Origin of the sequence: Polymorphobacter multimanifer, from assembly GCF_014205635.1 — a bacterium.
Classification (GTDB): Bacteria; Pseudomonadota; Alphaproteobacteria; order Sphingomonadales; family Sphingomonadaceae; genus Sandarakinorhabdus; species Sandarakinorhabdus multimanifer.
In genome coordinates this window covers 75,221-98,509 of record NZ_JACIIV010000010.1, presented here as the reverse complement: position 1 = coordinate 98,509, position 23,289 = coordinate 75,221, and the positions used below count along the sequence as shown (strand labels likewise).

The 23,289-nt window shown below is 62.6% G+C and carries 12 protein-coding genes, 1 tRNA gene and 1 pseudogene; 8 read left to right on the top strand and 6 right to left on the bottom strand.

Annotation, left to right across the window (positions count from 1 at the left end; translation table 11 throughout):
• Positions 1 to 37 precede the first annotated feature (37 nt).
• Both FHS79_RS08205 and FHS79_RS08200 read left to right on the top strand, forming a co-directional pair.
• Positions 38 to 2,206 carry a flagellin N-terminal helical domain-containing protein gene (locus FHS79_RS08205; RefSeq protein ID WP_184198149.1) on the top strand — a complete coding sequence of 723 codons (2,169 nt, stop codon included), beginning with the start codon at positions 38 to 40 and terminating at the stop codon, positions 2,204 to 2,206.
• Between the two features lie 141 nt (positions 2,207 to 2,347).
• Positions 2,348 to 2,438: transfer RNA gene (locus tag FHS79_RS08200), tRNA-Ser, on the top strand.
• 417 nt (positions 2,439 to 2,855) lie between these two features.
• Here the strand turns inward: FHS79_RS08200 and FHS79_RS19145 are convergent.
• Genes FHS79_RS19145 through FHS79_RS08190 form a run of 3 tightly spaced genes read right to left on the bottom strand, consistent with a single transcriptional unit; the run spans position 2,856 to position 3,378 of the window.
• On the bottom strand, positions 2,856 to 2,981 hold the full coding sequence (locus FHS79_RS19145; protein ID WP_279380435.1) for a hypothetical protein: 126 nt from the start codon (positions 2,979 to 2,981) through the stop codon (positions 2,856 to 2,858).
• A gap of 46 nt (positions 2,982 to 3,027) precedes the next feature.
• Positions 3,028 to 3,177, bottom strand: coding sequence for a helix-turn-helix domain-containing protein (locus FHS79_RS08195; RefSeq protein ID WP_184198146.1), 150 nt, complete (start codon positions 3,175 to 3,177; stop codon positions 3,028 to 3,030).
• A 6-nt stretch (positions 3,178 to 3,183) separates the two neighbouring features.
• A complete protein-coding gene (locus tag FHS79_RS08190) occupies positions 3,184 to 3,378 on the bottom strand; it encodes a hypothetical protein (protein ID WP_184198143.1) in 195 nt (64 codons plus the stop codon).
• 541 nt (positions 3,379 to 3,919) lie between these two features.
• Between FHS79_RS08190 and FHS79_RS08185 the strand changes: the two genes are divergently transcribed.
• Positions 3,920 to 4,555 carry a PEPxxWA-CTERM sorting domain-containing protein gene (locus FHS79_RS08185; RefSeq protein WP_243452755.1) on the top strand — a complete coding sequence of 212 codons (636 nt, stop codon included), beginning with the start codon at positions 3,920 to 3,922 and terminating at the stop codon, positions 4,553 to 4,555.
• 373 nt (positions 4,556 to 4,928) lie between these two features.
• Here FHS79_RS08185 and FHS79_RS08180 read toward each other — a convergent pair whose 3' ends face one another.
• Complete coding sequence (locus FHS79_RS08180; RefSeq protein WP_184198140.1) at positions 4,929 to 6,173, bottom strand: lipase family protein; 1,245 nt, start codon at positions 6,171 to 6,173, stop codon at positions 4,929 to 4,931.
• Positions 6,170 to 6,649, bottom strand: coding sequence for a DUF6795 domain-containing protein (locus tag FHS79_RS08175; protein WP_184198138.1), 480 nt, complete (start codon positions 6,647 to 6,649; stop codon positions 6,170 to 6,172). The genes FHS79_RS08180 and FHS79_RS08175 overlap by 4 nt, the downstream gene beginning before the upstream one ends.
• Before the next feature lie 374 nt (positions 6,650 to 7,023).
• On the opposite strand from FHS79_RS08175, the gene FHS79_RS19305 reads away from it, so the two are divergent.
• From FHS79_RS19305 to FHS79_RS19425, 4 genes and pseudogenes are all read left to right on the top strand, one after another.
• Positions 7,024 to 7,587, top strand: a complete 564-nt coding sequence (locus tag FHS79_RS19305; protein WP_207792272.1) for an OmpA family protein — start codon at positions 7,024 to 7,026, stop codon at positions 7,585 to 7,587.
• Between the two features lie 29 nt (positions 7,588 to 7,616).
• Positions 7,617 to 8,165: an OmpA family protein gene (locus FHS79_RS08165; protein WP_184198135.1), complete on the top strand. Its 549-nt coding sequence runs from the start codon at positions 7,617 to 7,619 to the stop codon at positions 8,163 to 8,165.
• 451 nt (positions 8,166 to 8,616) lie between these two features.
• Positions 8,617 to 10,116, top strand: a complete 1,500-nt coding sequence (locus FHS79_RS08160) for a ShlB/FhaC/HecB family hemolysin secretion/activation protein (protein WP_184198132.1) — start codon at positions 8,617 to 8,619, stop codon at positions 10,114 to 10,116.
• Between the two features lie 8 nt (positions 10,117 to 10,124).
• Positions 10,125 to 10,622, top strand: a pseudogene (locus FHS79_RS19425) (hypothetical protein); the annotation flags it as partial.
• Positions 10,623 to 11,702: 1,080 nt separating this feature from the next.
• Here FHS79_RS19425 and FHS79_RS18770 read toward each other — a convergent pair.
• Complete coding sequence (locus tag FHS79_RS18770; RefSeq protein WP_243452753.1) at positions 11,703 to 12,179, bottom strand: hypothetical protein; 477 nt, start codon at positions 12,177 to 12,179, stop codon at positions 11,703 to 11,705.
• A gap of 1,002 nt (positions 12,180 to 13,181) precedes the next feature.
• Between FHS79_RS18770 and FHS79_RS08155 the strand changes: the two genes are divergently transcribed.
• Complete coding sequence (locus FHS79_RS08155) at positions 13,182 to 23,282, top strand: hypothetical protein (RefSeq protein WP_243452752.1); 10,101 nt, start codon at positions 13,182 to 13,184, stop codon at positions 23,280 to 23,282.
• Positions 23,283 to 23,289: the final 7 nt, after the last annotated feature.

The window sequence follows — 23,289 nt, the reverse complement described above, 5'->3', positions numbered from 1 at the left end:
CCACGGAGCCCGGGGAACCGAAGCGGGAGCATTTATCATGACGGTGATCAATACCAATATTTCTGCACTGACGGCCCAGTCGGGCCAGCGAATTGCTGGCAAGGGCCTGATGATGGCGATGGAAAGGCTGTCGACCGGCCTGCGCATCAACTCGGCGAAGGACGATGCCGCCGGTCTCGCCATTTCGCAGCGCATGACCGCCGAACTGCGAGGCCTCAAAGTGGCATCGCGCAACGCCCAGGACGGCATCAGCCTGGCGCAGACGGCGGAAAGTGCAATGTCCTCGGTGTCGAACTCGCTGCAGCGGATGCGCGAACTTTCGGTGCAGTCCGCCAACGGCATCTACAGCGCCACCGACCGCGCCGCCCTGCAGGTGGAAGTGAAGCAGCTGATCGACGAGATCGACACGGTCGCCAGCCGCACCAACTTCAACGGCATCAAGCTGCTCGACGGCTCGGCCAAGAGCCTGCTGCTGCAGACCGGCAGCCGTGCCGGCGAGACTGTGAAGCTCGATATCGGCTCGGCACGCGCCGGTTCGCTCGGCACCGGCCGCACGCCGGCGCTGACCGGCACCGGCGCCTTCGAGGCCACGTCCACCAACCTCACCGCCAACCAGGCGATGCAGGCTGGCGACCTCGTCATCAACGGTGTGACCATCGGCTCGAGCTCGGTGCGCGACGACAATGTGTCCTCGGCCGAAAAGTCGGGCTCGGCGGTGGCACGCGCCGCTGCCATCAACCGCGCGACCGCCGAGACCGGCGTACGAGCCGAAGTCGGCAAGACGGTGCTGACGGGCGCTGCGATGACGGCGGGTGTCGCGACCGGCACTGTGACAATCAACGGTATCACCACTGCCTCGATCACCACCACCGCCAATGCTGCGGAGAGCCGCGAGCTGGTGGTGGCGGCGATCAACGCGATCGCCGGCCAGACCGGAGTGACCGCCATCGACACGTCGGACAACAACGGCGGTATCCGTCTCGAAGCTGCCGATGGTCGCAACGTCATCGTCAGCCTCGGTACGCTGACCTCGGCGCAGACCGGCATCAAGACCGGCGCGCAGTCGGGAACCGTGTCGCTGGTCTCGCTCAACGGCGAGCCGATCAGCATCGGCACGTCGGACAGTTCGGCCGCACGGATCAGCCGCTCGGGCTTTTCGGCAGGGAGCTTCGAGCGCGGTGTCTCCACCGTGTCGAGCGATGCCCGTGCAGTTGCCACCGGCGCGGCCGACGCCCGCACGCTCAACAACGGCGATCTCAGCATCAACGGCGTGGCGATCCGTGGTGCGGTTTCGGCCGATGACACCGTGTCATCCACGGTGAGCGCAGCCTCGGTCAAGGCCGGCAGCGGTATCGCCATTGCTGCTGCAATCAACGCCAGTTCGGCGGAAACCGGGGTGACGGCAACCGCGAACGAGCTGACCCTCTCCTCAAGCACAACGGCTGTCACGCTGGCGGGCGCTGCAACGATCGACATCAACGGCGTGTCGATCAGCATCACTGACCTTGCCGCCAGTGAAAGCGCACAAGATCGTCGCGACAAGGTGGCCGAAGCCATCAACGACTTTGCTGGTCTTACCGGCGTGACCGCGAAGGACAATGGCCTGGGTGGCCTCGACCTGACCGCAGCCGATGGCCGCAACATCAGCCTCGCCAACACCGGGACCGCGACCAGCGCCGAACTGGGGCTCGGCGGCATGACGATCAAGGGCACGAGCACCAGCTACACCGTTGCGGCCACGGCCGCGGCGGCGAACACCGCCTATTCGACCGTGCGCCTGGAATCATCGCGGGCAATCGAGGTTGATGCCGGCAGCCTCGGCTTCGGCACTGCGTCGAACTTCACGAACCTGGGCTTCGAGGAGAACACCTATGGTACCGACAAGGGCGGACTGAAGGTGCAGGATCTCGACATCAGCACCCAGGCCGGTGCCAGCCTGGCGCTCGACGCAATCGACGAGGCGTTGAAGTCGGTCAACCTCGACCGCGCCAATCTTGGTGCGGCCCAGAACCGGCTCGAGGCGACCCTGCTCAACATCGAATCGAACGCGAACAATCTGGTCGCCTCGCGGTCGCGCATCACCGATGCCGATTTCGCCAGCGAAACGACCGAGCTGTCGCGCTCGCAGGTGCTGGGGCAGGCGGCGCAGGCGATGCTGGCACAGGCCAACCAGGCTGGCCAGCAGGTGCTGCAGCTGTTGCGATAATCGCCCACCGCAAGCGGTCCGAGGGCGGCGCCGGGAGACCGGCGCCGCCCTTTGGCTCGCGTTTCGTCGGCCTTAAGCTTGCGCTCCGCGCCGGCAATGTCTATCGCGCGTCACTCGCAGGGCTTTCGGGCACGGGCGAACGGATCGGTGGCCGAGTGGTCGAAGGCGCACGCCTGGAAAGTGTGTAGGGGTCTAAAGCTCCTCGAGGGTTCGAATCCCTCCCGATCCGCCATCTTCTTCAATGGCTATGTCTCATTCAAGCCGGGCCACATTTCCTCTGTCGTTTTTGGGGGTTTGCAGTCTTGGCCCGACCAGCGAACCTGATCCTCTGGCCGTGAAGCTGCGGACCTGCCGGACAATGGTATCAGCACATTGCCATCTTGGGCCAGACTATGGTCGGCAAGGCTATGGCTGGCAGCCGGTGCGGTCTTCATTTGCCTCGGCGGAGCACTTGCGGCGTTCCGCACGGTGCGGAAGGCCTGCTGCCCAAAGGCGATAACGCGCCTGAATGTCTCCAGTGCGGCATCTGCAGCTGTCGACCTCAAGTGGACGAACTATATTTTCGTAAGCGCGTGAAGGGCTGCTTCCATTTGAATGTCTGTTCCGCTGAATAATGACGCGGCGGTACTGAACACGATCAAGTCCGGGATCAGTCCCGCGTCAGGCTCAGCGGTCGTCGGGAAGGTCCCGATGCGCGCGCCGACACCGGCAAAAGCGTCGTCAGGGCAAAGCCCGGCGCGCCGGCCAGCAAGAGGCGGCGATTCAGATCGAACATCATTGAACTCCGTCATAGGGTGGTCGCGTCAATGATGGCGTCTCGTTCAGGCGATGCGCTGAAACTTGTCCTTTGCATGATCTTTTTTGTTCTTTGAGACCCGGCGGAATGCTGACGGCGTCATGCCGAACCGCTCCTTGAATACGCGGTTGAATGTCGCTTTCGATCCGAACCCCGCATCGATCGCGATCGACAAGATGTCCTAGCTGCAGCCCCTGCGCAATTCGGCGGCGACATGCTGCACCCGCAGCCCGTTGATCGCCTCGCTGAAACCGGTTCCCAGCCCTTCGTTCAATCCGCGGGAGAGATAGGCTGTGTTCGTCCCAAAACGTTGGGCGAGGCTCGCCAGATCGAGTTCCGCATCCCGCCACCAATTCTGTTGTTCGACGCGTTTCATCCACTCGGCAGCGATGGTGGCAAAGACCCGCTCCGCGCGTTCGGAAATCGGCTGCGTTCGCGCCCCGGTGTGTCTTCAGCTCTCAATCGCGAGATAGTTGCCAATGATCGCCAGCAACACATAAATGCCGATCATGTCGAAGTGCGACAATGGTCGCACCAGCGCATCGGCGGACAGATAGCCTGTTTCGGGCAACCACGATACCGATGAAGGCCAGGAGGACCGAGCCTACCCTGTCTGCTGCCGCAAGATCCAAACGCCGCGACAGCAGCCATGCACGATGGCGACGCAACAGTCGCAGCCCCGCAGTGGCATAGCCGAACATGGATTCAAGCAGCAATGCCGCCAGCAGAGGGTCGAGCCAAGGCCCCTGTACCCTGTCGTCGAACGTGTCGCGCCTTGAGGCAAGGAAGGAGACCCAAGCTGCGCTCGACAACGAGCGACCCGAATAGGCCGACCCAGACTCTTCACAAAATTTCTATAAAGCTGACATATGTCTATTCTATCAACGTCATAGTAACCATGTGAAGGATCTAGTGATATGCGTAACGTGTATTTTTTTGCTGCGGCTATTATTGTTGCCGCGCCGCTTTCGGCGGCAACGATCACCCCGGTTAGCGTCGTCGCCTCCAACACCTTTCCGTTCTTCGGGGAGTATCGGGACGTGAACCTGATCAACGGCAGCGGCCTTGTCGGGGGCCTGCACAGCCCCGAATACACCGACATGTGGATGACCGACCTTGGTGTAAACCAGGCGACGCTGGTGTTCGATCTGGGGGCGACCTATACGCTGAAGGGCGCGACATTCTGGAACTATAATTTCGTCAACCCAGCGCAGTTCCAGTCGACGATTCTGCGCGGCGTGAAGGACTTCCAGCTATTCACGTCGACTGACGGCGTTGCGTTCAGCGAAGCCTACAGTGGCACGCTCACGCTCGGCACCGGCGAGCCGCTGGCCGGGCAGGCTGCGGCCTTCACCGGCGATGCGCGCTATGTCCGCTTCGACATCCTCAATAACTATGGCCAAGGCACCTATGCCGAAGCCAGCTGGAACGCCGGCCTTTCAGAAGTCCGCTTCAATGGCATCGTTCCAGAGCCGATGACCTGGGGGATGCTGATCGCCGGTTTCGGCCTGACCGGCGCCGCAATGCGTCGCCGCGCGGCGGTCGCAGCTTGAGCCTGTCCGTCAGCGTCATACCGGCCGGTGCCAGTGTGACGCTGACGGACCGCTAAAGCGGCGACGTAGGCAAGCGGGCCGAGCGCCTTCGCAGGACCGCTCAGAACCGAGGTGCCGCGAGTGGGTGAGCCCGGCTCTTGGTCTCGCGGCCTGCGCTAGCTTGATCGGATCAATGCTCAAACAAGCGGATGCACAAACATTGCCGTCGTCTTGACGGAAGACGATGCCGGAGAACGCGTCATCCCCCTTCGCGCCGCTTCGCTCGACAACAGACAGAACTGCCGGCGGTCAGCAATGTGGCGGCAAACTTGCGGCAGGACAAAACTTCACCAGGGCGCACCGGTTGCAAGGACCAGCCGATTGCATTCCAACCTCAGCGAAGACGGTCGATGGCCAAGCGAGCCATGTTCGACAGAAAGTCGAACAGCAGATCAAGCACCCAACGCAGCGCGGACTGTGTCAATGAAACCATGCTGTTGGCTACCCGCCCCATGAAACCGAAGATGGCATTGACCAGACCCATTATTTCTTCGCGGATGGCTGCCTGCATTGCCGAGGCGCGCGCCAGCAACCAGGATACAAAATCCAGGGTGGTCAGGGTGGCGGTCGCCGCTGCGCTCAAGCCGGAGCCAATCACATACACGCTGGCCTTTGCCACGAGCCTGGCCAAGCCCTTGGCAATGCGCTCCAGCAGTGCTGCAGATCGCATGACGAAGCCGCCTCGACGCTGGGCTGACTGTTGTAGCCAACTGTCGATCTGAAAGTCCCCCAGCATGGTGTTGGCGCGCTCGAGGCTGAGCCAGCTCTGGTTCGCCACGAGCCTGGCGTAACTCGCGTTCATGTCATGTGCGCTGGCATCGACCAGCGCGCCGGCCGGACCGGCCAGTCGAATTCCGCCGGTCATGGGTGCGTGCAGGAACGGCAAAAGCGGGATCATGGGGACTGGATCAGCCGGATGATAGACACGCTTCACTCGGTCCGAAAGCCGACGTGACAGATCCGCTACGAATGCTGCCGTGCCGACGCGGGGCGCACCGAAGGTGTACAGGGACACGCGTTCACCCGCACGGGCGAGCATGAGCGCATTGAGATTTGCCAATGCACCGCCAAGGCTGTGGCCGACGCAGTGAATATGCTCCGGCCGATAATGCTCGATGGCGCGGTTCACGAAACCGTTGAAACCGCTCCAGATGCGGTTGAAGCCTGCATGCACCGGAAAGCCGCCGGGCCCCGGTTGAAGACCGACGTTGAAGTTGCTTAGCCAATCGGCGGAAACACCTTTCGGTCCCATGGTGCCCCGGGTCACAACCACCATATGGCCTCGCCAGTCGCCGTTGCCCGTAGCGACATAGCCAAAATCGCTTTCCACCGGCGCGAACAGTCCCGTTACCCGGCGGCCACCTGGGACATTGTTCAATAAGCTGAAGCCGCCAGGAGCCACGCCGGATGTGCTGCGTGCGAAGGGGTGACTGCTCTCACCATCCGGCCGCCCAATCGAGAAAAGGGGCTCGCACCGCAGTAGCAGGCTGCGCTCCTGCACGTTGAGAAGAGGATTGGCGTTCACACCATAAACGCCGTCGGCGAGAGCTGCAGCAAAGTCCGGCGTCAGAAGGCTCATGGCGCCGTTCCAAAGATCGTATGTCCGGCAACCTGGCCGCGCAGCGCCATGGGCGAATCAAGATCGACCACAATGTCGAGCGGCACACCGGGGTCCGTTCCGTCAGCGGGACCGGCAACCGCTTCCGTCCCCGCTTTGAGATCGTGCTTGGAGGCCGCCCACACACGCCACTCGGCATCCCCGAGCTGCACCTTGATCAACTGCGTGACAACAGCTTGTTGCGGCAGGAAGCGAGCCTTCTGATAGCTGTGCAGTACTGGGGGAAACTGAAATCGGCCCTGCATGTCGGTTGTTGCCCGGTCGATGCCGTGCACTCGATCCTCGGCAAAATCCCACTCCCGGATGATCGTCGCGCCCGCGACAGGCTTTCCTTCGCGAACAAGCTTGCCGTCGAGTGCCGAAAACAGAACTGCCTGATCCACTGCCGCCTCCCCCGCGCCGCACGCCGTCGTCAGTGTCAGCGCAGCGAAAGCCATGCATGACACCGGACTTATCGCCAGCCAAGTTTTCAACATCGCTTCGCGCAATGACCACGCGAAGCATCGTGCTGAAAAATCATGCTCCCCGCACCCCAACTGTTCGCTTGGTGGAAAGGCTACAGCATCGCTCAGACGTGTCAACGAAGCACAGGCCGACTTCCTTCCGCGGCGGCCCTGATATCACTTTGGGCCAGTTGCACGACCATAAGCCACAACGTCCGACAAGGCGACTCCATCATCGGTCTGGTCGCTTTTGTGCAAAGCAACATTACGGAAAGGGAAACGGTCCTTTAGGCGTTTAGGACTGGTGAATTCATTGACAACTTGTAGATTCAGCCTAGTTGGAGACCTTATCGGCAGGAGTTGGGGCAGTGATTCGTATTCTTACGGTGTCGAAAATCATCCTCGTCGGCGGGGTCGCGGCGTTGACTGCACCGGTACAGGCACAGAATGTGGAAGAACTCGCGCGTATGCTGGCGGAGCCGCAAGCGCCGGCTACAGCGTGCGAGGCGCGATTGCCCGATGGCAGCTGTGCAGATCTTCCCGAGACCCGGCAAATGGTCCTCGGCCGTCCTGCGCAGGCTGCGGCGCGCACCGTGCAGGTGATCCGCAAGGACATCCAGATGAGCTTTCTGCTTGGCTCTGCCGATCTCACCGATCGTGCCCGGTCAACGCTGGATCGGTTTGCGGCCGAGCTCGTGCGGATTGGCCGCTATCGCCCCTTTGTGATCGAGGGTCACACGGACAGCAGTGGTGACCGTGCGACCAACATGGCGCTCAGCCAGGCCCGTGCAGAGGCCGTCGTGAATTACCTTGCCGCCAAGGGCATTGACCGGGCACGGTTGGTTGCGCAAGGTTTTGGCTATGACAAGCCTTTGTCGGGCCGTTCCGCCGGCGATCCTGCCAATCGCCGTGTCGAAGTCGTGGCACGCTGAGGCGGATCGGACGTGTGGGGACACATCTGATGAAAACAGCTAGAAGATTCGCAGTGCTGGCTTCAATGATGGCGGCGAGCGCGTCCGGGGTCGCGGCGCAAGAGGCAGGGCGGCCATCTGAGATCGCGGACATCGACAAGCTCGCGGAAGCGTTGTCCGATTGCCCCCCGGTTGAAGTGGCGCAGAGCAATCCAGACGGCACCAGGCCCGACGTGCCCTGCACGCGCCAATGGGTGAAAGGCAAGGTTGTTCGTCAAGACATTCGAATGAGTTTCGAACTTGGCTCTGCAGCCTTGACCGGCCAAGCCAAAGCAACACTGGATCGTTTTGCAGCAGGACTTCTGAAAATTGGAGCGTTTCGGCCATTTGCCGTTGAGGGGCACACTGACAGCAGCGGTGGGCGAGAGTTGAACGCTGCGTTGAGCCGGGCGCGGGCGCAGGCTGTTGTCGATTACCTTGCTGGCAAAGGTGTTGACTCCGCGCGACTGACAGCACGTGGGTTGGGGTATCAACAACCGCTTGAGGGGCGGACAGCGAGCGATCCGAGAAATCGTCGCGTGGAGGTTGTTGCACGCTGATCCCTGCCGGGTGCTTGCCAGCTTCGGGCAGTTGTTGGTGTCGCTGCGGTGCGGGGGGCCGGTGGAAGCCGGCAGGGGGTTGGGGCGAATGGGGCGGGGTGGCCGAATGGTGCGTGTTGAACGCAGTGGCGCGTATCGACGGAGTCGAGGCTCCGGACGCTTTGAAATCTGTTCAAGGGCCTCGCTGTTCATGGGCGCGGCGGCACTCGCTGTGGGAGCAGCGGAGCCTGTAGCGGCACAAATCACACCTGGCGCGCCAGGACGGCCGCCGACAGCGCAAGAACTGGATAGGGCACCGCCATCGGCTGACCTGACGCAGCCACGAGCGACCGTGAGGTCGCGGGGTTTTGTGCCGGGCCCGTGTCCTGAGGCTCTGGCCAACAGCGCGCTGACGGCGCCGCTGAGCAAGGTTGTTTTTGTTGGGCCTGGTGACATCGCATTGCCGGCTGAAGTGCAGACCGTGCTCGCAGACGTTGGTGCCGGGCTTGATGGCCGGGCCCAGCCGCTGGCCGAAATTTGCAGGTTGCGCGACGAAGCCAGCGCGGCATTGCAAAGGGCACGATTTGTGGCCGCTGTTCAAGTGCCGGAGCAGGAGCTTGCTGACGGTGTCCTGCGGCTTCGGGTGACGACCGCCAGAATTGTGGAGCTTCGGGTTCGCGGCGATGCCGGCAAGGGGCAGGCGCGGCTCGAGAAATTGCTCGAACGTCTGCGAGCGCTCGATCCGCTGAACGAGCAAGAAGCAGAACGCATACTGCTGCTCGCCAACGACATTCCAGGCACGCAGGTTACGCTTGAACTGCGTCCTGCGCCATCGGGCCAAGCCGGCGAGGTGATCGGAGAGATTCTGCTTCAGCGTGACATCGGCAGTGTTGTGACCAACGTTCAGAACTATGGTTCTACGCAGATCGGGCGTTGGAGCGGCGTTATCCGGGGTGAATTGTACGGGATCACCGGCCTGGCTGACCGGACCTATCTATCGGTGTTTTCAACCAGCGATGTGCGCGAGCTCGTGGTCGTGCAAGGCGGACATGATTTTGCCGCCGGAAATGATGGACTTCGGTTCGCTGCAAACATGACCTATGCAAAGACACGACCGACACTTCCCAACGCGGCCGCCAATTTCGCGCTGACCTCAGAATCGATCCTTGCTTCGCTGTCGGCCAGTTACCCATTGGTGCGATCGACCACTGCCAATGTTCGGGTTGGTGGCGGATTCGACCTGATTGACCAGCGCACGCGCGCACTTGGCCAGTTGATCAACCTTGATCAAGTCCGCGCGGCATGGCTTCGACTTGATGGCGATGTTGTAGCGCGGCGGCTTTCGGTTCTGGCACCTGCGTGGCGCCTGGGTGCCTATGCCGAATTGCGGCAGGGGCTCGGGGTTCTCGGCGCTACCCCGGTTGGTGGCGGCGGCAATTCGGCGCTGCCGACGCGCTTCGAAGGCAACAGCCAGGCATTTGTTTTCCGTGCCGGACTGAACGGCGAGGCGCGGGTGCGGTTTGGTCCCAATTCACCCTATGCAGCCACACTCGCGACCGATATCCGCGGCCAGTGGACGCCGGATCCGCTGCTGGCTTTTGACGAATTCGCAGTTGGCAACCTGACGCTCGGCCGCGGCTACGACCCAGGTGCCACAGCCGGCGATCGCGTGGTTGGCGCCAGTACTGAAGTGCGGCTGGGCAAGCCGGTGCCTCTTTCCACAAATGACATCGCGTTCGAGGCGCTTGGCTTCTACGACCATGTCGAGCTCTGGAATCTCGACAGCAACAATTTCGAGCGAAGGCGGACGCTGCGATCGATCGGCGGGGGCGTGCGGGCGACTTTTGGCAACCATATGCGGCTCGATCTCGTGTACGCGAAGCCGCTCGACAGAAATCTGGCCATCGATGTTGAGAAGCCGGGCGCGCGCCTGCTGCTTTCTCTCACGGTGCGCGCGCTGCCTTGGCGCTGACGGGGGATATGGGCATGATGATGGATCGTCGTATCATCCGCCGTCAGCAGTTGCTGGCTGGAGCGGCCTCGCTTGCACTGGTTTCGGTGGCTTCGCCGGTTGCGGCGCAGTTGGCGCTCCCGAACAATGGCACTGTCCAAAGCGGTGTACTCGAATTCAGTTACAGCGTCGGGGCTCCTGGGGCGTTCACGCCTCCGCCTGAAGGTGTCATTAGTCTGCCGGATGCAATGCCGGACATCAACCAGCTGACCATAAATGTGCAAAGCCCGAATGCGATCATCAACTGGGAGAGCTTTTCCATCGGTCGTGACGAAAATGGTGCTGCCACTGTAGAGTTTCGCAACGGATTGCCCATGGCAAACATGCCGTTTGCTATTCTCAACCGTGTTGTCGGGGACGGCAACAGCGTGCCGCAATCGGTGATCGATGGCATATTGCGGGGTGATCCGACCGCCTCGGCCGGCAACAGGGGCAGTATCTGGCTGGTCAACCCCAATGGAGTTTTGTTTGGTCCCGAAAGCTCGGTAACAAACATGTCGAGCTTCGTGGCCTCGACGCTGGCGGTAACTGATGCCGAGTTTGCAAATTTCGGAACAGCGAATGCAGTGAACTTCCTTGGAGCACGCACCGAGGGCGGGAATGCGGATGCGCGGGCCGAAATCCGGCTGGATTCGGGCGGCGGTTCGGGCGCCAGCATCAATGCTGATGGCGTCGTTCTGCTGGTTGCGCCGCGCATTGTGATGGCGGGTGGTGATAACCCTGCGCAACTGTCTGCAGGCGGGGATGTTGGTCTTGTGGTGGCGCAAGATGCCAGTGTGCAATTGACGCCGACGAGCTTGATGCGAATCGCGATCGGCGAGGGCACTGTGCTCACGGGTGCGGCGCTGGTGGCATCGGGCGAAGTGAACGGCGATCGCGTGTTTGCCGCCGTGGCAAGCCGCAGCAGCCTAAACGAAACCCTCCTCAATGTCGGTGGCAGCATTACGGCGAGCCATGCCGCGATCGGGGAAAATGGCATCATTCTGCGCGCCGGCGTGGCGGATGCAGATGGACCGGTGCCGGTCGAGATGCCGGATGCCGGACCACTGAACATATCGCGGGGCATAGAGATCGGAGAAAATGCCGTGCTTTCCGCGGCCGCTAGCGGGATTTCTGTAGCCGGCAATGGTGCAGTCACGCTTGCTGCGGGGCTGACGGCTGGAGCAGATATCCGCCTGAGCGGCGCCACTGTCACGCTTGCGGCAGCCGGACTCACTGCAACGCGAGGCATTGCAGTGACGGCAACCAATGGCGCGATCGTGACCAGTGGCGGCACATTGCGCTCCAACAGTGGCGACGCCGATACCAATCTCGATCTTCGTGGCATCGCGCTCACGTCGACGGCCGGGGTTGGATCACCGGGCGCAAATGCGGCAGCGCTGGTGACGGGTGATGCAAACCGCGGCGATGTCAGTGTGACGGCGGGGGTCGACGCTGACGTTATCTTTGGCGATGTGACCGCGGCAAATCTCGTCTTGACGCCAGCAGGTTTGGACGATGTGCGACTTGGGGACGTCAACCTGACAACGGGGCTGTTGCTTGAAGTATCAGGGGACATCCGAACCGGCAGCCTGACCACGGCGAGCAACGTGGATCTCGATGCCGGTGGGGCGCTCGTGACAGGCAGCATCGACAACGCCGCCGGGACAGTCGTGCTGCGCGGCGCGAGCGTTGAAGTGCTCGACGCGAACAGCCTGGCTGTCGATCTCGTGACCGCAACTGCGGGTGATCTGACCCTCATGGCAGGTGACACACTGACGATAACGGGCGATTTGTCCGCGACCGGCGGCAGTATCAGCCTCGGTGGTGACGGCGTGGTGCTGGGCGGTGCATTGGCGACTTTGGTGAGCGCTTCTGACGGCCTGTCCGTTGTTTCCGATGCAGCAATTGCGGTGGGCGTCGGCGGCGTTGGCCTTGTAGGCAACAGTGGAAACACGGCAAGTGCCGATCGAACGGTAAGCCTTATCGCCGACGGAGACATTGGCACCGGTGGCGTGCTCACGATCACGGCCGGTAGTACCCAAACGAGTGGCCTTTCGATCACTGTGCGGCCAGGCGACACAGCCAATGTGTCGCTCGGCGAGGTGATCGGCGGCAGCCTGGTTGTGACGCCGACGGGCGGCCAGAGTATCACAGCGGTCACTTTGGGTGGTGTAAGGGCATTCACGGGTGCGGTCTCGGTTGATGCCGGGACGATTGCAGTCGGTAGCCTTGCTGCTCGCGGGGTGGTGACGCTGACAACCCCATCGGATCTTGCACTCTCGACCGTGCGGGCCGGCGGAGGTGTTGTCATCGGCGGCGGTGCGTCGAACGTGACGGCGGACAGTATCGAGGCAACGGGTGCGGTCGACATCGTGACACCCGGCACGTTGACGATCAATATCGACGATGGGCTCGCAACGCGCGCATTGGCGCTGAATGCGAACATGACAGCTTTTGATGGGGCGGCGGCGCCGGCAGCGAATGTCTCCGTCAGCGCTGGTGCGCTGGCGGGAAGTCTTGCGACCGACGGGGTGCGTGCGACGGGCGATCTCTCGCTGACACGCACGAATGGCACGCTCGACACCAGCGGCCTGACGCTGACCGCTGGCGGGAGTTTGCGGCTGGCAAGTGCCAGTGGCGTGACTTTGGCCGACACGGCAAACTATGCGACGGGCGGCGACTTGGTCGTGACCGGGCCGGTGACAACCACTGGCGATCTGAGCTTGGCTGCCACCGATGGCGAAATTCGATTTGTAGACGACACCAGCGTCAATGGTGGGCTGGTCCTTGTGGCAGAAAGCTTGTCGCTGGCGGGGGTGACCGGGCAGCCCGGATCGGGTGCGATAAACCTGACCGCGCAGAATGGCGATCTTGTGATCGGAAATGCGCGATCATTGTCGACCTTGGCACTGTCCGCGGCAGGCGGACAGATCGTGACCTCGGGCGTGACTGCGTTTGAGGCAGACGGTGCCGTCACGATTGTCGGCACGACCAGCGCCAACAACGCCCTTTCAGTGCAGGGTAGCAGCATCACGATCGGGGATGTGCTGGCGCGGATCGGCGGGTCGGGTGCCGGCAATGGCGATGTTTCCGTCACGGCGACGAGCGGGGATGTGGCCACTGCTGGCCTGGCATCCCGCGGGGCAGTGCTGGTGACCGCGAGCGGGGCTGCGCGCGTGGCCGGCGATGTAAGTAGCGGGACGGGCGAGGACTATATCGTGCTCGCCAACAGTATCGTGGTCGGCGCGGATGGTCAGGTCCGAATGCAAACCTCCAGCGGTGGCCTGCTGCTGCGTGCCGCGACGGGCGACATCCTGAGCGAGGGTACGACAACGCTTGCGGCGACTGCCGGCAACCTCGTTCTGGATGCGGCCGGGGCGATCGGCGGCGGTGCAAACCTGTCCAACAATGGCGGCGCCGTTTTGCTGGTGCGTGGCGCTGGAACAGCATTGACTTTGGGCTCGGTTACAGCGGGTTCATTGGGCATTGGGGTGGCACCGGCGGCCTCGCCGTTCACGCCGGCGGCATATGGGCCATCGGCGGCAGGGCTTTTGACCGACGCCGCGATTACCACCGGCGATGTCGTCCTGACGGCAGACGCGCTAATCCGCTCGACCAGCGGCAATGTGATCGTCGGCACGGTTTCAAGCGACAACGCCGTAACGGTGAGGGCCGACGCCGGCACATTGACGGTCGGGCGTGATGTCGCCCAACCGGGGCGGATCGAAAGCAACGGACCGGTGACGCTGACGAGCGTGACCGGCGACGCCATCGTGCGGGCCGGCATTGATGCGGGTGGAGGCGCGGTTTCCATCACGGCCGGGATTGATGTTGTGCTCGGCCGGACCGGCAGCAGCGCGACGATCGAGGCGAGCAGCGTGGCGGTGTCGGCCGCGCGCAGCATCGGCAGCCTTGGTGGCGTGACACTCGACTCAGTCGCGACCACACTGACTGCAGGATCCGTGGCACCGGCAGCCGGTGTGCGCAGCATATCGATGGCGGGGACGACGATCACCGCCGGCGCCGGCAATGTGACGTTGGTGCAGGGGGCAGCGTTTGACGGCCTCGCTTTTGCCAATGTCACGGCAGCAAGTCTCCTGGGTGCCGCGACCGTGATCAATGGTGATGTGGACATTGCCACGCTGACAACCTCGAACTCGGGAATCAGTCTGGCCAACACTGGCCGCATGGCTATCGGCACGGCCAGCACCAGCAATGCAGCGGGAATCACGCTGACCGCCGGAAACGCGCTCGTGCTCGGCCAGGCTTCGGCCAGCAACGGGCCGATCAGCCTGTTTGGCACGACCATCGACGTAACGACCGCGCCTTTGGTCAATGGGTTGTCACTTGCGCGAAGCGGCTCGTTGGCAGCCGGCGGGGCTCTGCTTGTGCAAAGCCCTGGTGCAGTCGCCATTGTTGGTGATGTGACGACGACAGGCAGTTTCCTTACGTTGGACGCGGGACCGACACTGGATGTAGCTGGTGCCATCTCGTCCGGCGGTCGGGTTGTGGCACTGGCCGACGAGATCGCACTGGGGGATGTGACTAGCCGCAACGACATCGTGGCAGTCGCGAGGATGGGCGATCTGACCGGCGCTGATTTCAGGATCTCGAGCCCCGACAACGACAACAGTGATGCGCCGGTGGACGCATCCGGCAACGACATTTTCGACCCGGTTACCGGGACAGCCATCGGACCGCTGCCCGGAAAACGGGTTGTGGCGTTGGCCGGCGGTGACCTGATCGGCATCGATGTCTTCGGTGCCGATGGTGCGACCTTGGCAGGCGACTCGGTCAATCTTGGCGATGTGAGCGATCCCGGCCTGCTTGATGTCACTGGAAGGCGGATTGTCGGCGGCACCATCTCGGCCAACCTCGGTATCATCCTGACAGCGACAGGTGAGAATGCTGGCGGGCCGAGCCCCGATGGCATTTATGTCGGCAGTCTCACGTCGAGCAACGGAGATATCATTCTCAACTCTGCACTCGACATTGTCGTGGACCGCGGCAGTGCGGCACCATTGGGCTCGATCAGCATGGCAGCCACGCGGGACCTCCGGCTGGCTGAAGCGCTCGGTGCCGGGCAGTTGGCCGTGGCGGCCGGCAACATCGTGACGCTGGCAGGTGGGCGTCGCGTGCTTGTTGATGCCCGGACGACAGCCGGCAGCACCGTGACGGTGGCTGGTGGCACGGACTTGATGGCCATGGCGCCAGTCTCGCCGATTGGCGTGGACATGGCAAATGTGTCTGCCGGCAGTGGGGTGGTGCTGAGCAGCGAGCGCAACGTGCTGGCCGGCGATATTGCCGGGGGTGCCGGAAGTGTGACCGTGACGAGCAATCTTGGCGATGTGACTCTCGGCAACCTCACTGGCTCTGATTTGCTTGTGCAGACATCGCCAGGCACCGGTGGCGACGTGATAATTGCGCGTGTCGAGGGCGCTGGCGGCACGCCCGGCGCATCAACTCTGTTGGTATCGGCAGCGGGAGCAGTTTCGCTTGTTGGTCCCACACGTGTTTCAGGAACTGCCGATATTACCGGCACAGCAGTGACAACGGGCGCGGTGTCGGGCAGCACGATCGCGCTCGAAGCACTTTTGGGCAATGTGGAAACTGGTGCGTTGACCGGCGGGGTCATATTGCTTGCCGGCTCCGACCTGCTTGTAAATGGCGAGATTTCAGGCAGCGCCTTGAGCGGTTTGGCCACCCGGGACCTTACGCTTAACGGCGATGTTGTCATCACGGCGGGCGTGGAGCTTCAGGCGCAACGCAGCCTTCAGACGGCAGATGTGGACAGTGGCAACGGCCAACTGACAGCGGTTGCGGTGGCGGGCGACCTGAACATGGGAGCACTTTCCAGTGCGTCCGTGGTGGAAATCGAGTCGACAGCGGGCGACGCGACGATCGACGGGGTGACCGCTTTGTCATTGCTGATGGCGACAGGCGGTTCCGCGAGCATTGTCGGTCCGGCGCTGCTGATTGGTACGGTGGATGTGCAAGCCGGCAGCAATGCGACAACCGGGGCACTGACTGCAGCCGATATCGACATCGTTGCGAGCAATGGCTTTACCCGTACCGATACACTTGCTGGAGGCACGATCGCTCTCAATGCGGGACGAGGCCCTGGCGCTACTGGAACAGAAGGCGATGTGACAGTCGCCGCCATAGCTACAGGTAGCAATGTCCTGGTGCGCGCCGGGCGCGATCTCGCCATTGCCGGCGCAACGCAGGTCACGGGTAGCGTGGACTTTCAGGCAGCACGCAACCTGACCGCTGCTGCTCTCGAGTCCACTGGCGATGGCGCAGTGTTTGCGCTTGCCGAAGCCGGCAATCTTCAGATGCAGTCAATTTCGGGCGGCGTGGTGACGCTGGGCGCGACGCTGGGTGATGTCACACTGGCAGGCGCGGTGAATTCGGCATCGCTCGATGTGATGGCAGGCAGCATGGCCACTCTGTCCGCTCCCGTAACCGTGACCGGTGCAGCTGAAGTGACTGCAGCCGAGATTTCGACGCAGACAATGACTGCCGGAAACATCCTGCTCTCCGGTGTGGCGTCGGTCGTGACCGGCGCGCTTGAGGCGGACAGCATCACCGCATCGGCTTCGGACGGCGATGTGAACCTCGCGGGCGTTGCGAATTCTGGCTCTTTGACGGTCGAGGCGTCGGAAGCGGCGACACTCGGGCCTGTCGCGGTTGCTGGAGCCGTGACTGTCGGAGCCGACAGCATCGCAACGCAGATGATGTCCGCCAGTTTCATTGAGCTGGCAGGCGTATCGTCGGTGTCAACAGGCGCACTTGCGGCGGGCAACATTACCGTGTCGGCATCTGGCGGCGATGTTGAAATTGCGAGCGTCGAGAACTCGGGCAACCTCACGGTCACGGCATCCGATGCGGCCACGATCGGTATCGTGAGCGTCACCGACGCTGTGACAGTTGATGCAGACACGATCACAACACAGTCCGTCACCGCCGGTACGATCGCACTTACAGGCGTTTCCTCGGTCGTGACCGGCGCGCTTGAGGCGGACAGCATCACCGCTTCGGCTTCGGACGGCAATGTGAACATCGCGGGCGTTGCGGATTCGGGTTCGTTGACGGTCGAGGCGTCGGAAGCGGCGACGCTTGGGCCTGTTTCGGTTGCTGGAGCCGTGAGGGTCGGCGCGGACAGCATCGCCACGCAAATGATTTCCGCTAGTTCCATTGAGCTGGCAGGAGTATCGTCGGTGTCAACAGGCGCACTTGAGGCGAGCAACATCACCGTGTCGGCATCTGGCGGCGATGTTGAAATTGCGAGCGTCGAGAACTCGGGCAATCTCACGGTCATGGCATCCGATGCGGCCACGCTCGGTATCGTGAGCGTCACCGACGCTGTGACGGTTGATGCAGACACGATCACAACACAGTCCGTCACTGCCGGTACGATCGCACTTGCAGGCGTTTCGTCGGTCACGACGGGCGCGCTTGAGGCGGACAGCATCACCGCGTCCGCTTCGGCCGGCAGCGTGGCCATTGCGAGCGTTGCGGATTCGGGATCGTTGACGGTCACGGCATCGGACACGGTGACTTCGGGAGCCGTCACAGTCACCGGCGCTGTGGTTGTTGGCGGCGGCATCATTTCCGCGCAGCCCATTACTGCAAGCACGATCGAATTGTCGGGCGTGTCGTTGGTGACAACCGGCGCACTTGAGGCGGTGAGCATCAGCGCCTTGGCATCGGCCGGCAGCGTCAACATCGCGAGCATTGCTAACTCCGGTTCGTTGGCGGTCTCGGCATCGGATTCTGTGACCCTTGGCCCTGTCTCGGTCTCGGGCGCCGTGGCAGTCGATGCCGACATCATTGCCACGCAGGTGATTGCTGCTGATTCCATTGAGCTGGCAGGCGTATCTTCGGTGTCAACAGGCGCACTTGAGGCGAGCAACATCACCGTGTCGGCATCTGGCGGCGATGTTGAAATTGCGAGCGTAGATAACTCGGGCAACCTCACGGTCATGGCATCCGATGCGGCCACGATCGGAATCGTGAGCGTCACCGACGCTGTAATTGTTGAGGCAGACACGATCACAACACAGTCCATCACCGCCGGTTCGATCGCACTTGCAGGCGTTTCCTCGGTCACGACGGGCGCGCTTGAGGCGGACAGCATCACCGCTTCGGCCTCGGACGGCAGCGTGGCCATTGCGAGCGTTGCGGATTCGGGATCGTTGACGGTCACGGCATCGGACACCGCGACTTTCGGCGTAGTTACAATCAATGGCGCTTTGACGGTTGGCGCCGGCAGCATCATCACTCAAGACATTACGGCGGGCACAATAGCGCTTACGGGCATTTCGTCGGTCACGACGGGCGCGCTTGCGGCGGACAGCATCACCGCTTCGGCGTCTGATGGCAGCGTGGCCATCGCGAGCGTTGCGGATTCGGGTTCGTTGACGGTCATGGCGTCCGATACGGCGACTTTGGGAGCCGTCACAGTCACCGGCGCTGTGGTTGTTGGCGGCGGTATCATTTCCGCGCAGCCCATTACTGCAAGCACGATCGAATTGTCGGGCGTGTCGATGGTGACGACCGGCGCACTTGAGGCGGTGAGCATCAGCGCCTTGGCATCGGCCGGTAGCGTCAACATCGCGAGCATTGCTAACTCCGGTTCGTTGGCGGTCTCGGCATCGGATTCTGTGACCCTTGGCCCTGTCTCGGTCTCGGGCGCCGTGGCAGTCGATGCGGACATCATCGGCACGCAGGTGATTGCCGCTGATTCCATAAACCTTGCTGGCGTGTCTTCGGTGACCACCGGCGGGCTTGAGGCGAGCAACATCACCGTGTCGGCATCTGGCGGCGATGTTGAAATTGCGAGCGTCGAGAACTCGGGCAATCTCGCGGTCATGGCATCCGATGCGGCCACGCTCGGTATCGTGAGCGTCACCGACGCTGTGACAGTTGATGCAGACACGATCACAACACAGTCCGTCACCGCCGGTACGATCGCACTTACAGGCGTTTCCTCGGTCACGACGGGCGCGCTTGAGGCGGAAAGCATCACCGCTTCGGCCTCGGACGGCAGCGTGGCCATTGCGGGCGTTGCGGATTCGGGTTCGTTGTCGGTCGAGGCGTCGGAAGCGGCGACGCTGGGGCCTGTTTCGGTTGCTGGAGCCGTGAGGGTCGGCGCGGACAGCATCGCCACGCAAATGATTTCCGCCAGTTCCATTGAGCTGGCAGGCGTATCGTCGGTGTCAACAGGCGCACTTGAGGCGGGCAACATCACCGTGTCGGCATCTGGCGGCGATGTTGAAATTGCGAGCGTCGATAACTCGGGCAACCTCACGGTCATGGCATCCGATGCGGCCACGATCGGTATCGTGAGCGTCACCGACGCTGTGACGGTTGATGCAGACACGATCACAACACAGTCCGTCACTGCCGGTACGATCGCACTTGCAGGCGTTTCGTCGGTCACGACGGGCGCGCTTGAGGCGGACAGCATCACCGCTTCGGCCTCGGACGGCAGTGTTCATATCGCGAGCGTCGCCAATTCAGGTTCGGTTGCGGTCTCGGCGTCCGATACCGCGACGCTAGGACGTGTGGCAGTGTCGGATGCCATCGAAATTGCCGCAGATGTCATCGCTGCAGAGTCGATGACCGGAGAATCGATTGAACTGACTGGCGTATCGTCAGTGACCACCGCCGATTTGCAGGCTGGCCGGATCGATGCACGCGCGACGGCCGGGACGGTCAATATCGCGGGGATCGCGCAGTCGGGCACGGTGCTGGTGCAGGCGTTTGGCGATGTGACCCTGGGTGGCGTCGGGACCAGCGGCGCGGTGACGGCGCGGGCCGGGCAGGTGGGTGCTACCGCCGGTCGTGGTGACCTATTTGTGGGCTCGGTCGACTCCGGGGCGGGCGCAATCACGCTCAGTGCGACAAACGGCAGTATCGCATCCGGAACCCTGGCTGGTGGCGTGATCCAGGCAGATGCGACCGGGGCGAGCGGCGATGTCTTGTTGCAGACAATCTTGCGGTCCAGCCAATTTGCAGCGAGTGCAGGGCGCGATCTGTTTCTGGCCGGCAATGCAACAAGCATTGGCTCGATCAATCTCGCTGCGGGGCGCGCCATGACCGTGCAGGCAGTTGCTGCCGATGGAGCTCTTGCGGCAATGGCAGGAGGTGTTCTGGTCGCCAATGATGCCATCAGCGTTGCCAGGTCGATCGACCTCGAAGCCGGGAACGGGCTGAGCACGGTGGATGTGGACAGCCGCATTAACAGCTCGGTGACCGCACGTGCGCTGGCGGGCGATCTTGAAATGGGTGACGTTTCAGGTGGCGTGCTGACGTTGGCCGCAAGCGCTGGCAATGCAACCATCGGCGGGGTGCCACGTGCGAAGTCGCTGGCGCTCACGGCATCTGGCACCGCCACGTTGGGCACTGCAGTCGTGACAGAAGCTGCTGAGTTCAGCGCCAATGTCATCGTTACGCAGGCGATCACGGCAGGTACGGTCAAACTGGCGGGCTTGACGTCGGTGGCGACCGGGGCGTTGCAGGCCGAGACTATCACGGCTTCTGCCTCTGCTGGCAGCGTGGACATTGCAACAGTCGCGGACTCAGGCGCGCTTGCGGTCACAGCATCTGAAGTGGCGACGTTGGGCGATGTGACGGTGACGGGCTCGGTCTTGGTTGCAGCAGATGTCGTCGCTGCGCAGACAATGACTGCGGGTTCGATAGACCTGACAGGCGTGTCTTCGGTGACAACCGAAACGCTGCAGGCCGCGAGCATCGCGGCTTCGGCTTCCGCTGGCAGTGTTGTGATCTCGAATGTCCAGGATTCGGGCGAGCTGACAGTCACGGCATCTGACGTGGCGACGCTGGGCAATGTGGCGGTGTCGGGCGCGGCTACGGTTGCTGCAGATGCCATTGCGGCGCAATTGATGACTGCGGGTTCCATTGATCTCACTGGCGTGTCGTCGGTGACGACGGCGGCGCTGCAAGCCGCGAGCATCACGGCTTCTGCTTCCGCCGGCAGTGTCGACATTGCCAGCGTCGCTGAGTCCGGTTCGCTGACAGTTATGGCATCCGACATCGTGATGCTGGGCAATGTGACAGTGACAGATGCAGTGACGGTCACAGCGGACACGATTGGCGCCCAGGCAATGACGGCAGGAACGATCGAATTGACCGGCGTGTCTTCGGTCACGACGGGAGCGCTTCGGGGCGCCAGTATCGAAGTTTCGGCATCCGCGGGGACCGTGGACCTCGCCACTGTCGCAGACTCGGGCTCGCTGACGGTCACGGCATCGGACATCGTGACGCTGGGCAATGTGGCAGTGACGGATGCAGTCACGATCGCAGCGGACACGATCGGCGTCCAGGCAATGACGGCAGGAACGATCGATCTTGCCGGTGTGTCTTCGGTCACGACCGGGGCGCTTCAGGCTGCGGGGATTGCAGTTTCTGCATCCGCCGGAAGTGTGGACATCGCCAGTATTGCGGAGTCAGGCACCCTTGCAGTCACAGCAGCTGACACAGCTGCGCTCGGCGATGTGACGGTGACCGGCGCTGTCACGGTTGGTGCCGACGTCATCGCATCCGAGGCCATGACCGCAGGTTCCATCAGCATGGCGGGTTTGACTTCGGTAAATACCGGAGGGCTGCGCGCCGGCGCGATCGATGTGCGGGCAACGCGGGGAACAGTGACTATCGCGGGAATTACCGGTTCCAACTCGGTGCTGGCGCAGGCATCTGGTGACGCCACGCTCGGCAACGTGATCTCGAGCGGCGCGGTGACGCTGCGGGCCGGGCAGGTCGGCAACGTTGCGACCAGTGGCAACCTGCGAGCTGGCACGGTGAATGCAACGTCGGCGCGGATCGACCTGCGGTCGACCGCAGGGAGCATTGCCGCAGGTACTCTGGCGGGCGGCGAGATCGTGGCCGAGGCGACAGGCATCACATCGGATATTACCTTGGCGGGCGTTGACCGCTCATCAAGGCTGGCGCTGACATCTGGCCGTTCGATTTTGTTGAATGGCTCGGTCCGGGTTGCTGGAACAGCCGATCTGACAACTGATCGGATCGATCTGGTACCGGCGGCTGAACTCCGGACGGACGGCTTGCTACGTCTGACTGCAAATACTGCGGGCGGTGTGGTGAATGTTGCCAACGGTGGCATGAGCCTGTTCGACAATGCCGACATGCCACGCGTGTTTGCGCCATCGGTGCAAATTGATGGCAAGGGCCGGGCGGTGAAGATTGGTACGACCGACCTGTTTCCAAACACTGTCAATGTCGGCGTTCTGACCAGCAACGACATCGATGTGACCGGCGTCCTGACATTCCGGTCCACAGGAAGTGCCGCTCGGCGTACCTTGACTTTGGGTGGTCTCGCGGTGGCGGATAGCGGCAGTGCGACCAGCAACGAGGGGCTGGCCAATGCTGCGCGGAGCGTGGCAGTGCGTGTGGTCGAAGCTGCCGGCGCGACAGCCGGCGGTGGCCAGATTGTTGCCGATGGGTCGGCAGTGCGGCTGAATGGGCGATATCTGGCGGTCGGTTTGCGCACCCAGTTCCTCGATACGCTGCTGACAGACAGTCCGCCGGACCCGGCAACCGTTCGGCGATCCTTTACGGAACAGCCGACCTCACGCTTCTATATCGCCAATCCTCCATTCCAGCCGCCGCGGTACAATGTCTTGACGGCGGAACGGCTTGTGGTGCGGGTTGAGCAATGGGGTCTGTTGCAGAACACCGACACCTCGGCGCAACCCGGCGGTGGTGTGCGGTTGGGTAGCGTGCAGCTGCTTAACGGCGGCGCTGTGCAGGGTGGACCGGTGGTGGGCTTCTTTGGCTCGCTTGGCGGACAGGAAGGCATCGCCGCAGCGCTACGCGTGACGATAGACCAGCTAGGCGGCATCAGCCCCAATAATGTGCGTATCAACGGCTGTGTTGCCTTGACCACGGCTGGATGCATCGTGACCGGCCTCCCGTTGCCACTGGTGCAGCTGAATGACCCAGGGCAGGCGCTGCTCATTCGCAGCACGCCCGATCTTGTCCTTCCCCTGGACCTCATCTCGGGAACAACCAACGAGGCGCTATGGCGCGACGACGAGCTGGAGCCGGTGGTCACGCCGGTGCCGGCTGCAACGACCCCGGCTGATGGGGCACGGCCATGAGGGGAAA